Annotated in this window: 12 protein-coding genes; 6 read left to right on the forward strand and 6 right to left on the reverse strand. The window is 63.1% G+C overall.

What is annotated here, in order from left to right:
• Window positions 1–14: 14 nt before the first annotated feature.
• The 3 genes from araH to BUE39_RS34050 all read left to right on the forward strand — a co-directional run bounded on the left by araH (window position 15) and on the right by BUE39_RS34050 (window position 3,060).
• Window positions 15–1,019 (forward strand): L-arabinose ABC transporter permease AraH, encoded by a 1,005-nt coding sequence (araH, locus tag BUE39_RS06890; protein WP_073427893.1) that lies wholly within the window; start codon window positions 15–17, stop codon window positions 1,017–1,019.
• A 46-nt stretch (window positions 1,020–1,065) separates the two neighbouring features.
• Window positions 1,066–2,799 carry an IlvD/Edd family dehydratase gene (locus BUE39_RS06895; protein ID WP_073427894.1) on the forward strand — a complete coding sequence of 578 codons (1,734 nt, stop codon included), beginning with the start codon at window positions 1,066–1,068 and terminating at the stop codon, window positions 2,797–2,799.
• 63 nt (window positions 2,800–2,862) lie between these two features.
• Window positions 2,863–3,060, forward strand: a complete 198-nt coding sequence (locus tag BUE39_RS34050) for a hypothetical protein (protein WP_143031913.1) — start codon at window positions 2,863–2,865, stop codon at window positions 3,058–3,060.
• Here the strand turns inward: BUE39_RS34050 and sap1 are convergent.
• Window positions 3,050–3,388 carry a surface attachment protein Sap1 gene (gene sap1, locus BUE39_RS06900; RefSeq protein ID WP_073427895.1) on the reverse strand — a complete coding sequence of 113 codons (339 nt, stop codon included), beginning with the start codon at window positions 3,386–3,388 and terminating at the stop codon, window positions 3,050–3,052. The two genes, BUE39_RS34050 and sap1, sit on opposite strands and share 11 nt — an antisense overlap.
• Before the next feature lie 438 nt (window positions 3,389–3,826).
• On the opposite strand from sap1, the gene BUE39_RS35355 reads away from it, so the two are divergent.
• The gene (locus BUE39_RS35355) at window positions 3,827–4,216 is read left to right on the forward strand and encodes a hypothetical protein (RefSeq protein WP_235004820.1); all 390 of its coding nucleotides are present in this window, start codon (window positions 3,827–3,829) and stop codon (window positions 4,214–4,216) included.
• Between the two features lie 45 nt (window positions 4,217–4,261).
• On the opposite strand, the gene BUE39_RS06910 is transcribed toward BUE39_RS35355, so the two are convergent.
• Complete coding sequence (locus BUE39_RS06910; RefSeq protein WP_073427897.1) at window positions 4,262–4,687, reverse strand: HIT family protein; 426 nt, start codon at window positions 4,685–4,687, stop codon at window positions 4,262–4,264.
• A gap of 119 nt (window positions 4,688–4,806) precedes the next feature.
• On the reverse strand, window positions 4,807–5,334 hold the full coding sequence (locus BUE39_RS06915) for an Lrp/AsnC family transcriptional regulator (protein ID WP_073427898.1): 528 nt from the start codon (window positions 5,332–5,334) through the stop codon (window positions 4,807–4,809).
• 152 nt (window positions 5,335–5,486) lie between these two features.
• On the opposite strand from BUE39_RS06915, the gene mdeB reads away from it, so the two are divergent.
• Together mdeB and BUE39_RS06925 are read left to right on the forward strand one after the other, a co-directional pair.
• A complete protein-coding gene (gene mdeB, locus BUE39_RS06920; protein ID WP_073427899.1) occupies window positions 5,487–8,264 on the forward strand; it encodes an alpha-ketoglutarate dehydrogenase in 2,778 nt (925 codons plus the stop codon).
• Window positions 8,265–8,433: 169 nt separating this feature from the next.
• The gene (locus BUE39_RS06925) at window positions 8,434–8,775 is read left to right on the forward strand and encodes an ecotin precursor (protein ID WP_073427900.1); all 342 of its coding nucleotides are present in this window, start codon (window positions 8,434–8,436) and stop codon (window positions 8,773–8,775) included.
• Between the two features lie 75 nt (window positions 8,776–8,850).
• On the opposite strand, the gene BUE39_RS35120 is transcribed toward BUE39_RS06925, so the two are convergent.
• The 3 genes from BUE39_RS35120 to mnmE all read right to left on the reverse strand — a co-directional run bounded on the left by BUE39_RS35120 (window position 8,851) and on the right by mnmE (window position 11,981).
• Complete coding sequence (locus tag BUE39_RS35120; RefSeq protein ID WP_167363270.1) at window positions 8,851–9,012, reverse strand: hypothetical protein; 162 nt, start codon at window positions 9,010–9,012, stop codon at window positions 8,851–8,853.
• 222 nt (window positions 9,013–9,234) lie between these two features.
• On the reverse strand, window positions 9,235–10,413 hold the full coding sequence (locus BUE39_RS06930) for a tyrosine-type recombinase/integrase (RefSeq protein WP_073427901.1): 1,179 nt from the start codon (window positions 10,411–10,413) through the stop codon (window positions 9,235–9,237).
• Window positions 10,414–10,586: 173 nt separating this feature from the next.
• Window positions 10,587–11,981, reverse strand: coding sequence for a tRNA uridine-5-carboxymethylaminomethyl(34) synthesis GTPase MnmE (mnmE, locus tag BUE39_RS06935; RefSeq protein WP_073427902.1), 1,395 nt, complete (start codon window positions 11,979–11,981; stop codon window positions 10,587–10,589).
• Window positions 11,982–12,145 lie beyond the last annotated feature (164 nt).

A 12,145-nucleotide genomic window follows, 5' to 3' on the forward strand; every position in this document is an offset into this window, starting at 1 on the left:
CTGGAATAAACATCATGCACACACCTTCAACCGAATCCTCCACGCCAGCCGTCGCATCCGCCGGCTTGAGCGCGCGCGCCGCGCGCACCTGGGACCTCGTCAACAAGTCCGGCATCGTGATGGTGTTCATCATCCTGTTCGCCGTGCTGTCGTTTACCGTGCCCGATTTCCTCAGCTCGCGAAATATCCAGGGCTTGCTGCTGTCCGTCACGCTGATCGGCTCCATCTCCGTGACGATGATGTTCGTGCTCGCGCTCGGCGAGGTGGATTTGTCCGTGGCGTCGATCGTCGCGTTTGCCGGCGTGGTGGCGTCCACCTTGATCACGGCGACGCATAGCGTGATGCTCGGCGTCGCGGGCGGCGTGCTCGCGGGCGGCGCGGTCGGACTCGTGAACGGCGTGCTGATCGCGCGCTACAAGATCAACTCGCTGATCGTCACGCTCGCGATGATGGAAGTCGTGCGCGGCCTCGCGTTCATCACGTCGCACGGCGACGCGGTGATGATTTCCGAGGAAAGCTTCTTCGACCTCGGCGGCGGCGCGTTCCTCGGCATCTCGTTCCCGATCTGGAGCAACATCATCGGCTTCGTGCTGTTCGGTTTCCTGCTGAAGAAAACCGTGTTCGGCAAGAACGTGCTGGCCGTCGGCGGCAACAGCGAGGCCGCGCTCCTCGCGGGCTTGCCCGTCACGCGCATCAAGATCACGGTGTTCGTATTGCAAGGTCTCGTGACCGGCTTCGCGGGCGTGATGCTGGCGTCGCGGATGAGTCTCGGCGACCCGAAGACCTCGGTCGGGCTCGAACTCGGCGTGATCTCCGCGTGCGTGCTCGGCGGCGTTTCGCTGACGGGCGGCGTCGCGACGATTTCCGGCGTGCTGGTGGGCGTGCTGATCATGGGCTCGGTGCAGGACGCAATGAGCCTGATGAACGTGCCCACTTTCTATCAATACCTGATTCGCGGCGGGATTCTGCTGCTCGCGGTGCTGTTCGACCAGTTCCGCCGCAGCAAGCGCGTGCACTGAGGAGCGACACGCGCTCGCCTCCATATGCTTGCCAACAGGAGATTTCATGGCCGATTCGAACCAGACTAAAAAACCGCTGCGCAGCCAGGCATGGTTTGGCCTCAAGGACCGCGACGGTTTCCTGCATCGATCGTGGATGAAAAACCAGGGCATCCCGCACGACGAATTCGACGGCCGCCCGGTGATCGGCATCTGCAATACATGGTCCGAGCTGACGCCGTGCAACGCGCACTTCCGCGAGCTGGCGGAGTACGTGAAAAAGGGCGTGCATGAAGCGGGCGGCTTGCCGCTGGAATTTCCGGTGATGTCGCTCGGCGAGACGAATTTGCGGCCCACCGCGATGCTGTTTCGCAATCTCGCTTCGATGGACGTCGAGGAGTCGATTCGCGGCAATCCGATGGACGGCGTGATTCTGCTGGTCGGCTGCGACAAGACCACGCCCGCGCTGCTGATGGGCGCGGCGTCGTGCAATTTGCCGGCGCTGGCGGTGTCGGGCGGACCGATGCTCAACGGCCGGTTTCGCGGCAAGAACATCGGCTCGGGCACGGGCGTCTGGCAGATGTCCGAGGAAGTGCGCGCCGGCACGATGACGCCGGAGGAATTCACCGAAGCCGAGTCGTGCATGAACCGCTCGCGCGGCCACTGCATGACGATGGGCACGGCGTCGACGATGGCCTCGATGGTCGAATCGCTCGGCATGGGCTTGCCGCACAACGCGGCGATTCCCGCGGTGGACGCGCGCCGGCAAGTGCTTGCGCACCTCGCGGGCCGGCGCATCGTCGACATGGTTCGCGAGGATCTGACGATGGACAAGATCCTCACGCGCCAGGCGTTCGAAAACGCGATCCGCACCAACGCGGCGATCGGCGGGTCGACCAATGCGGTCGTGCATCTGATCGCGCTCGCGAAGCGCATCGGCGTCGAGTTGTCGCTGGAAGATTGGGAACTGGGCTCGAACGTGCCGTGCCTCGTGAATCTGCAACCGTCGGGCGAATACCTGATGGAAGACTTTTACTACGCGGGCGGCTTGCCGGCGGTGCTCAAGCAACTCGGCGAGCAAGGGCTGCTGCATCGCGAAGCGCTGACGGTGAACGGCAAGACGATCTGGGACAACGTGCGCAACGCGCCGAATCACGACGAGAAGGTCATCACGACGTTCGCCGAGCCGTTCAAGCCGAAGGCGGGCATTGCGGTGCTCAAGGGCAACCTCGCGCCGAATGGCGCGGTGATCAAGCCGTCGGCGGCGACCGAGGCGCTGCTCAAGCATCGCGGCCGCGCGGTGGTGTTCGAAAACATCGAGGAATTGCACGCCAGGATCGACGACGATTCGCTCGACATCGACGAGCACTGCATCATGGTGCTCAAGGGCGCGGGGCCGAAGGGCTATCCGGGCTTTGCGGAAGTCGGCAACATGCCGCTGCCGAAAAAAGTGCTGCAAAAGGGCATCACGGACATGGTGCGCATTTCTGACGGCCGCATGAGCGGCACCGCCTACGGCGCGGTGGTGCTGCACGTGTCGCCCGAGGCGGCCGCGGGCGGTCCGCTCGCGTTCGTGCAGACCGGCGACATGATCGAACTCGACGTTGAAGCACGCCGCCTGCACCTCGATGTCACCGACGAGGAACTGGCGCGCCGGCGCGCGTCCTGGCAGCCGCCGGCGCCGCCCACGCGCGGCTATTACAAGCTTTACGTCGAGCACGTGCTGCAAGCGGATCAGGGCGCTGACCTCGATTTTCTGGTGGGGTCGAGCGGCGCGCCGGTGCCGCGCGATTCACATTGACCGGCTGATCGACGCATGACGAATTAACGTTTGTTCCTGCGCTTTGCGAGAAGGCGTCTGCCGATGCGGCTTGAAAACCGCATCGGCTTTTTTATGCGGGTGAAATCGGTGGGCAAAATAAAAAACGGCGACGCATTGAATGCTCGCCGTTTTATAAATCACGAGTTCACCGCCCCCGATTTTTGGAAAAACGGGGGATTGCCACGTGCATCGTCATATTCCCGCGTTTCGCGGGAATATCGGCGTTCAGTTATTGCTTGATGAATCGATCGTGTGCCCAAAGACCTTGCGTATCGCTATTGGCGGCATTCACGAATTCGACATCGTGGCCGACCACGCGAACCACGCGGAAACTCGAGTTTTCCGGCGTGGAGACGCATTGATAGCCGGAGAAGAATTCCTGCATTTTCTGCTGTTCACCGGCTTGCGCATGCAGGTCGACGGCATCGAGCTTGTCCTTCGACACGCAGCCATAGGCATTGGCCTTGAACTGGATGGTTTGCTGCGGCTTGAGCACGACGTCTTGCGCCTGAACAGAAGCGGCAGCCAAACCCGCAATGGCGAAAAGAAGGGCGATTTGCTTTTTCATATTTCCTCCGGTGCGGGTTTCAATACTCAAGGTTAGCTATGTATTTAACTTTAACGTCGAACCCGCACCTTGCACTTTAGGCAAACCGGAGAGAACGACAAGCACATCTTGTGTGCGGTCGCAACAGTGGCGAATTGTCGCACCACGCGCCGCGCTTGCCTAAACGATAGGCAGCGCCTCGAATAGACAGATTGGTGACGGGTAATTGGTCGATGCGCGGCACTCGTCGCTTTATCCAGTAACGCTTTGCGGCGCTTATTCACGTAAACGAGAGGCTCAAATTAAGTGATTTACTACAATCAATCCGGGGTTTTTGTGCGTTGCACACAAAGTCGTTCGGTTGATTCATCCAGGATCACGAAATAACGGTGTACGTGCAGAAGATAAACAATGCCAGGCGTCAATCGGTGGGCTGAATTCGTCGCGACGGGGTAGACCTTGCGCACGTTGAGCACCGGGGAGAAGTTCTTGCAACGGTTCACTCCGGCGCAGCGCATTCTTGCAATGAGCGAGGCGCAATGCAATTGCGGCGAGTGCTGGGCGGTGCGTTGTCCCAGGCGAGCGAGCCCGCGTTATGAGTGGCGCGCAACGGTACGGGCACGTGCGGTGCTCTACAATGAATTGATGCTCCCACGCCTGGAGGCTACCGTGATCGAGCAATTGATACTGGGCGCGTTTCTGGTGATTCCGCTGCTCATCGTCGCGTTTCTTTTCTCCGACGAATTGTGGCAGGAACACCGTCATCTGCATGACATGCGGCCCATGCACGCGCCACCTCGTCGGCACGACTGGCGGCATCCGCTGCGCCGCTCGCGGCACCGCCCATGAGCCGCCGCGGACAGTCGACCACCCTAGCCGCGCTTAGCCAGCGCCTCAGTCTGCGCGCCAATGATCGCGAATGCGTTTTGCCAGCGCTTCGAGCGTGGCCGCATCGGCGACGTCGCGTGCGTGCATGCGCAGCGGCTGACCTTCCCAGCGCGGAATCACATGAAAATGCACGTGCGGCACGGTCTGTCCCGCCGCGGCGCCGTTGAACTGTCCAATGAATACGCCGTCCGGCCGCAGCGCCGCGCGAACCGCAATGGCGAGCTTCTGTGTCATGCGCATGCAGGCCACGACCGACGCGTCCGACAACTCGAAAATCTCCGCCACCGCTTCTTTCGGCACGATCAGCAAGTGGCCGTCGGCTTGCGGCATCAGGTCCATGAAGGCGAGGGCGGCGCCGGTCTCCGCCACTTTGATGCAAGGTAGTTCGCCACGCAGAATCCTCGCGAATGGATTGCTGTCGTCGTAGTTCATCGCGCTTTCTCTCCAGGTTGAGGTGGTATCGGGGCGTTGCCGCTGCTGCCGATATTGTCCACCACATCGGTTACAGCGCGCGCCGCGCGGTCGGGCGCTTGCGGCTGCTTGAACGCAGCCTAGCGCCAGTCGGTCGCAATGTCGTCGGGATCGGTCAGCGTCAGTCCCGACGACGGCAGCGGCAGCGCCGTCTTATAGCGCACCTGCTTGAGCGCGAAACTCGAGCGGATATTGGAGATGCCCGGAATCTTCGTCAGATGATCGACGATGAAACGCTCCAAGGTCTGCATATCCGGCATCACCACGCGCAGCAGATAGTCGGCGTCGCCGGTCATCAGATAGCACTCCATCACCTCGGGGCGCTCGGAAATCGCCTGCTCGAAACGCAGCAGCGCGTCTTCCACCTGCTTTTCCAGACTCACCTGAATGAACACGTTGATGCGCAAGCCCAGCGGCTCCGGGTTCAGCAACGTGACCTGCTGCTTGAAGAGGCCGAGCCTTTCGAGCGCGCGCACACGGTTGAAGCACGGCGTGGGCGACAGGTTCACTGCGCGGGCGAGATCCGCATTGGTGATGCGCGCGTTCTGCTGCAACTGGCTCAGGATGCCGATGTCGATCCGGTCGAGCCGTCTGGGTGGCGTGGTCATGGATGAAATATTCCGTGGAAGGTGCGAAATCCGGAATAAATAGCCTATCGCAGCGCGGCACCGCAAGCAAATGAGACGCTCATTTTGCGGATGCATGGTTACCATTGTCTCACTCGATCTTGAACCGAACGCGTCGATGCGGGAGTGGTGACATGACGGATTTGTCCAGCGGTAGCGAGCAGTTGCGGTCCTTGCACGTTCAGCGCGCGCAAGGCGAAAACGGCACAGCCGGCACGGACGGCGCGCGGCACGAGGACGTCGATCCGCAGGAAACCGCCGAATGGCTGGAGGCGCTCGACGCGGTGGTCGCGCACGTCGGCCGCGAGCGCGCGCAATTCCTGTTCGACCGGCTCGCGAGCCACGCGCTCTCGCTGGGCGTCGAATCGGCGCACAGCAACGTCACGCCGTACCGCAACACGATTCCGTTCGAAGACCAGCCGCGCTATCCGGGCAATCTCGAACTGGAGGAGAAGCTTGCGGGCGCGCTGCGCTGGAACGCGCTCGCGATGGTGGTGCGCGCGAACAAGGCTTACGGCGAACTCGGCGGGCATATCGCGAGCTACGCGTCGGCGGCCGATCTGTTCGAAGTCGGATTCAATCATTTCTTCCGGGCTGCGGCGCCGGGCGGCGAGGCAGGCACGGGCGACCTCGTTTACTTCCAGCCGCATTCGTCGCCGGGCGTCTATGCGCGGGCGTACCTCGAAGGCTTTTTGAGCGAGCAACAGCTTCAGCACTATCGCCGCGAGATCGGCGGTCCGGGTTTGTGTTCGTATCCGCATCCGTGGCTGATGCCGGACTTCTGGCAGTTCCCAACCGGCTCGATGGGCATCGGCCCGATCAACGCCATTTACCAGGCGCGTTTCATGCGCTACCTCGCCAATCGCGGCCTCGCGCAAACAGAAGGCCGCAAGGTGTGGGGCTTTTTCGGCGACGGCGAGATGGACGAGCCCGAATCCACCGGCGCGCTTTCGCTCGCCGCCCGCGAGGGGCTCGACAACCTCGTGTTCGTGATCAACTGCAACCTGCAGCGTCTGGACGGTCCGGTGCGCAGCAACGGCCGCATCATCGACGAACTCGAAGCGCACTTCATCGGCGCGGGCTGGAACGTGATCAAGGTCGTGTGGGGCTCGGACTGGGACGCGCTGTTCTCGCGCGACCGCAGCGGCGCCTTGCTGCGCGCGTTCGCGCATACCGTCGACGGGCAATTCCAGACCTTCTCCGCCAACGACGGCGCGTACAACCGCGAGCGCTTCTTCGGCCAGAACCCGGAACTCGCGGCGCTCGCCGAGCAGCTTTCAGACGAAGAGATCGACCGCCTGCGCCGCGGCGGCCATGACGTGCGCAAACTGCACGCGGCGTATGCAAGGGCGCTCGCGCATCGCGGTCAGCCGACGGTGATCCTCGCGAAGACGATGAAGGGCTTCGGCATGGGCGCCGCCGGCCAGGGCCGCATGACCACGCATCAGCAAAAGAAGCTCGGCTTCGACGATCTCAAGGCGTTTCGCGACCGCTTTCGTCTGCCGCTCACGGATGACGACGTCGAACAGGTGAAGTTTTACAAACCAGCGGAAGACAGCCCCGAGATGCAATACCTGCATGCTCGCCGGGCTGCCTTGGGAGGCTATCTGCCCAGAAGGCGGAGAGTTGCATCGGCGGGGCTGACCGTTCCGCCGATGTCCTCCTGGGGACAATTCGCGCTGGACGCGAACGGCCGCGAGATGTCCACGACGATGGCGCTGGTGCGCATGCTGACCGCCTTGCTCAAGGACGGCGAAGTGGGTCCGCGCGTGGTGCCGATCGTCGCCGACGAGGCGCGCACGTTCGGCATGGCGAACATGTTCCGCCAGGTCGGAATCTATTCGCCGCTCGGGCAAATGTACGAACCGGAAGACCTCGGTTCGATGCTGTATTACCGCGAGGACACGAAGGGGCAAATTCTCGAAGAGGGCATTTCGGAAGCGGGCGCGGTGTCGTCGTGGATCGCGGCGGCGACTTCGTACAGCGTGCACGACCTGCCGATGCTGCCGTTCTACATCTACTACTCGATGTTCGGTTTTCAGCGCATCGGCGACCTGATCTGGGCCGCGGCGGATCAGCGCGCACGGGGCTTCCTGATTGGCGCGACCTCGGGCAAGACGACGCTCGGCGGCGAGGGCTTGCAGCATCAGGACGGCACGAGCCATCTGGCCGCGTCGACGATTCCGAACTGCCGCGCGTACGATCCGGCGTTCGCCTACGAGCTCGCCGCGATCGTCGACGAAGGCATGCGCGAGATGGTGGAAGCGCAGCGCGACGTGTTCTATTACGTCACCGTGATGAACGAAAATTACGCGCAGCCGTCGGTGCCGGGTGGTGACTTGCAGGCGTTGCGCGAAGGTATTCTCAAGGGCATTTATCCGCTTGGCGAGCAAACGCAGCCGGCAACTTCAGCAGTTTCAGCCCAGGTGCAGTTGCTCGGCGCGGGCGCGATTCTTGGTGAGGTCATTGCTGCGCAGCGGTTGTTAAGGGATGACTGGCAAGTTGAAGCGGCCGTGTGGAGCGTGACCAGCTTCACCGAGTTGCAGCGTGACGGCATGACGTCAGAGAGAGAGGCGCGGCTTGGCGAGGCGACTAGCGCGCCATACATCACGAAGGCGCTCGAAACGTCGCAAGGCCCGGTCATCGCCGCCACCGACTACGTTCGCGCGCTGCCCGAACTGATCCGCGCTTACGTGCCGCGGCGCTACGTGACGCTCGGCACCGATGGGTTCGGACGCAGCGACACGCGCCAGGCGTTGCGCGAGTTCTTCGAAGTGGACCGCAAGGCGATCGTGATTGCGGCGTTGAAGGCGTTGGCGGACGAGGGCGCAATCGAGGCGAGCGTGCTCATGGAAGCGCGTCGGAAGTATCGAGGCGATGCGGCAGTTGGCGCGGCTTCGTGGGAATGCTGATCGATCAAGCGGTGATCGTCTTCTGATTCTGTCCATCGCGCTCGCGCGAGACAGCCCGACGCGGCGTCCGCTCGGGCGTTACACCGGTAATGCCCGGTTACCACTTGCAGCATCTATTTCCGCTCGCGCCGTCCACAATCTGTTCATGCCTGAACGGCGGGAGTCCAACATGAAAAAGATTGCGGTGGCGTTGTTGATGGTCGGAAGCCTGAGCATGGCGGGGCAAGCCTCGGCTCATGGCAATGGTGGCGGCGACGTGATCGGTGCGCTGATCGGCGGGGCGGTGCTCGGCGCGGTGGTGACGTCCGTGCTGAATCCAGCGCCCGTGGTCGCATACCAGCAGCCTGTCTACGCGCAGCCGGTGTATGCACAGCCGGCGTATCAGCCGGCTCCGGCCTACGCGGGGCCGCCGCCGGGATATTGCTATGACCGGTACCAACGCGCGTATGTCGCGTGCGGCGCGCCGCCGCCCGGACAGTATGGCTATTCGGAGCCTCAACCGGGTTGGTAAGCGCGTAGCCGACGCTGCGCCAAACGTAAAAAGCCGTTCCTGCGTAGGCAGGAACGGCTTTTTACTGTCCGCCGCTCAATGCTTGTGGTGCAGCCACTCCGCGTAATGTGTATCCAGCCAGCGCTCCAGCCGTTGCGGCCTTGTCTTCCGGTGATAGTGCGACGCGGCCCAGATGGCAACGCCGACGAACAGCATGACGAGGGGCCCCAGCAAATAAGCGATCAACGATTCAGACATGGGAGCCTCCGCATGAGTTGGGTCACTGCTCCAGTGTAGGCGATGAAATGCGGGAAGAAAGGAGGGCGTGATGGTTCGTGACGAGTGCCGGGACATCGCTGAACCTTGAGGTTCAAAACCTGACGACAAAGCCAATTTCGCTTTTTCTACAAGGTCTTGAGTTCGTTGCATGGTTCGTTGTGTACCAACTAGCCGGCTCTTGCGCGGACGGTGGCGAGCCGCTCACCGCTTTGCAGCGCCTTCAATCTGCGCATCCACGAAATCCGCCCAACGTTGCGCGATTCGACGCTGCCCGGTTGCGTGTTCCTCAGCCGTGGGTTGTTGCCCCAGACCTTCGAGCGCATCGGAGCGTTGCGCCATGTCGCGCAGATGCGCCGAGGCCGTGCGCCGGAAGTCGTGCAAAACGAAATGCTCCACGTCGAGCCCGAGTGCCTTGACCGCCTGATTCAGCGTGCTCCTGGCGATGGGCCGATCGTCGCCCCTGACGCTCGGAAATACAAAATGTCGGCCCGCTCTCGCGCGATGAAGCTCGCGCAGCATGTCGACCGCCTGGTGCGCGAGATGCACGCGCTGGTCCCGGTCCTTCTTCAGACGCGCGGCGGGTATCGTCCACAGCGCCCGGTCCAGATCGAATTCGGCCCACGTGGACTCCACCAGGTCGGACTTGCGCACCATCGTCAGCACCAGCAGATGCAGCGCCAGTTTTAGCGGGCGGCGAATGCTCGACGCGTCGATCGCGCGCAGCATCGTGCCGATTTCATCTCCGCTGAGCACGCGGGTGCGGCTGTCGACGGTGGCGATGGAGCGCGCCGGAATGATCTCGGCCGGGTTGGTCGTCGCGAGTTGGCGGGCGATCAGATACTCGTAGAGACGCTTGACCACGTTGCGCGTATGCAGCGCCATTTTCGGCGAGCCACGGCTTTTGATTCTGTCGCAGATCGCGGCGATGTCGTCGGAGGTGACCGCTTTGATCGCCTTGCCGCCGATGGCGGGCAACACGTCCTTGTCGAGCGTGCGGCGCGTGGTGCGGCGATATTCTTCCGATTTGCCGGCCATTTCCGTGGTGAGATAAAGCTCGGCGGCTTCCCGCAGCACGTCGGCCTTGCTTTCCGCGCCGCGGTCGCGCCGCGCCGTGGCCACCGGCGAGACGCCTTGCGCGACCATCTCCGCATACTTCTGCGCTCGCGCGCGCGCGACGCGCAGCGAGATCATCCTGTAATCGCCGATCGTGGCAAGCGGCTGCCGCTTGCCGTTCAGCGAATAGCGGAAACGCCAGACCTTGGTGCCGGTCGTCATGACTTCGATCACGAGACCGTTGCCGTCGGCGACGGAGTAGCGGGTCGCGCGCGGTTCAAGCGCGCGAATCTGACTTTCGGTGAGAGGAACGGCTAGTTTGGGCATGCTCGAAACCGTGATACATGGGCAGCCGCGATTCTAAACCTTGCGATGTCCGTGTACCAAAGATTTCGCGCCTTTTGGGTCAACCGGCGGGAATGCCGAGGCTGCCGAGGCGGTCGGGAAGAAGTCCGCAAGGCCTTTGTTTCAAGCTAGACGGCGGAAATCGCCAGCTCGCTCTACTTGCCGATGCAGAACCGGCTGAAAATCACTCCCAGCAGGTCGTCAGAACTAAATTCACCTGTGATCGAGTTCAACTGGTCCAGCGCGAGACGCAGCTCCTCGGCGAACAGATCGAGCGCTTGCGAGTTCTGATCGGCGTGCGCGGCCGCCGTCGCCAGATGCTCCGCGGCGGCGCGCAGCGCAATCAGATGCCGCTCGCGGGCGAGGTAGACGCTTTCCGCACCCGCTTGCCAGCCGGCGATTCGCAGCAGTTCGTCCCGCAGCAGCGCCACGCCGTCGCCCTGTTTCGCCGACAGACGCACCTCGCTGAGTTCGAGATCGGGATCGAGCGCGTTCACCGTCGGTGCGAGATCCGTCAGGTCGGTCTTGTTCAGCACGCGCACGACTGGCACGCCGCGCGGAAAGCGCTCGGCGATCGTCTCGTCTTCAGCGGTCATGCCGGTGCGCGCGTCGAGTAGATGCAGGACCACATCCGCGCGTTCGATCTCGCTCCAGGTGCGCGCGATGCCGATTTTCTCCACCTCGTCCTCGGTGTCGCGCAGGCCGGCGGTGTCGATCACGTGCAGCGGGATGCCTTCGATCTGGATGGTTTGCGCGACCTTGTCGCGCGTCGTGCCGGCAATCGGCGTGACGATCGCCAACTCGGCGCCGGCGAGCGCGTTCAACAGCGACGACTTGCCGACGTTCGGCTGCCCCGCGAGCACCACCGACAGCCCCTCGCGCAGCAGCGCCCCTTGCCGCGCCTCGCTCAGCACGAGCGCAAGCCGCTCGCGTATGCGCGCGAGCTTGCCGCGGGCGTCGGCGGCTTCGAGGAAGTCGATTTCCTCTTCCGGGAAATCGAGCGTCGCTTCGACCAGCATGCGCAGCGTGATCACTTCTTCGACCAGCGCGTGGATGTCGCGCGAAAACGCGCCGTCGAGCGAGCGGCCCGCCGAGCGTGCGGCGGCTTCGGTGCTGGCCTCGATCAGATCGGCGACGGCTTCGGCTTGCGCCAGATCGAGCTTGTCGTTGAGGAAAGCGCGACGCGTGAATTCCCCCGGCTCCGCGAGACGCAGGCCGAACGCGCGGCCGGCGTCGATGCAACGCTGCAGCACCAGTTGCAGCACGACCGGACCACCGTGGCCTTGCAGTTCCAGCACGTGTTCGCCGGTGTACGAGTGCGGCGCCGGGAAGTACAACGCGATGCCGCGGTCAAGCACGTTGCCGGTGCCGTCGAGGAACGGCGCATAGCTTGCGTGGCGCGGCGCGAGTGTTTGACCGGTGAGCGCCAGCATGAGCGGCTCGGCCGCCGCCTCTCCCGCGCGACCGAACGAAATCCGCACGACACCGATGCCGCCTCGTCCGGGCGCGGTGGCGATGGCGATGATGGGATCGGAATCGGTGGTCAGCATGGAAAGAAAGGTGGCAAAAAACGGAGAGAAGGGAGGTGCGGGGTGCGTCGACACGGCGCGAGGCATTGTAACGCGGACGCCTCCAGCGACTGCGGCGCTCCCCTGCCGGTCGGTGGCCCCTACCGTTCAATACCGGCGATTCAGATTTATCTCATGCAAGCTAG

It is taken from the genome of Paraburkholderia terricola, from assembly GCF_900142195.1.
Lineage (GTDB): Bacteria > Pseudomonadota > Gammaproteobacteria > Burkholderiales > Burkholderiaceae > Paraburkholderia > Paraburkholderia terricola.

Coding starts and splice junctions, on each gene's coding strand:
- araH (WP_073427893.1), top strand. CDS start 15: ATGCACACACCTTCAACCGAATCCTCCACGCCAGCCGTCGCATCCGCC.
- BUE39_RS06895 (WP_073427894.1), top strand. CDS start 1,066: ATGGCCGATTCGAACCAGACTAAAAAACCGCTGCGCAGCCAGGCATGG.
- BUE39_RS34050 (WP_143031913.1), top strand. CDS start 2,863: ATGCGGCTTGAAAACCGCATCGGCTTTTTTATGCGGGTGAAATCGGTG.
- sap1 (WP_073427895.1), bottom strand. CDS start 3,388: ATGAAAAAGCAAATCGCCCTTCTTTTCGCCATTGCGGGTTTGGCTGCC.
- BUE39_RS06910 (WP_073427897.1), bottom strand. CDS start 4,687: ATGAACTACGACGACAGCAATCCATTCGCGAGGATTCTGCGTGGCGAA.
- BUE39_RS06915 (WP_073427898.1), bottom strand. CDS start 5,334: ATGACCACGCCACCCAGACGGCTCGACCGGATCGACATCGGCATCCTG.
- mdeB (WP_073427899.1), top strand. CDS start 5,487: ATGACGGATTTGTCCAGCGGTAGCGAGCAGTTGCGGTCCTTGCACGTT.
- BUE39_RS06925 (WP_073427900.1), top strand. CDS start 8,434: ATGAAAAAGATTGCGGTGGCGTTGTTGATGGTCGGAAGCCTGAGCATG.
- BUE39_RS35120 (WP_167363270.1), bottom strand. CDS start 9,012: ATGTCTGAATCGTTGATCGCTTATTTGCTGGGGCCCCTCGTCATGCTG.
- BUE39_RS06930 (WP_073427901.1), bottom strand. CDS start 10,413: ATGCCCAAACTAGCCGTTCCTCTCACCGAAAGTCAGATTCGCGCGCTT.
- mnmE (WP_073427902.1), bottom strand. CDS start 11,981: ATGCTGACCACCGATTCCGATCCCATCATCGCCATCGCCACCGCGCCC.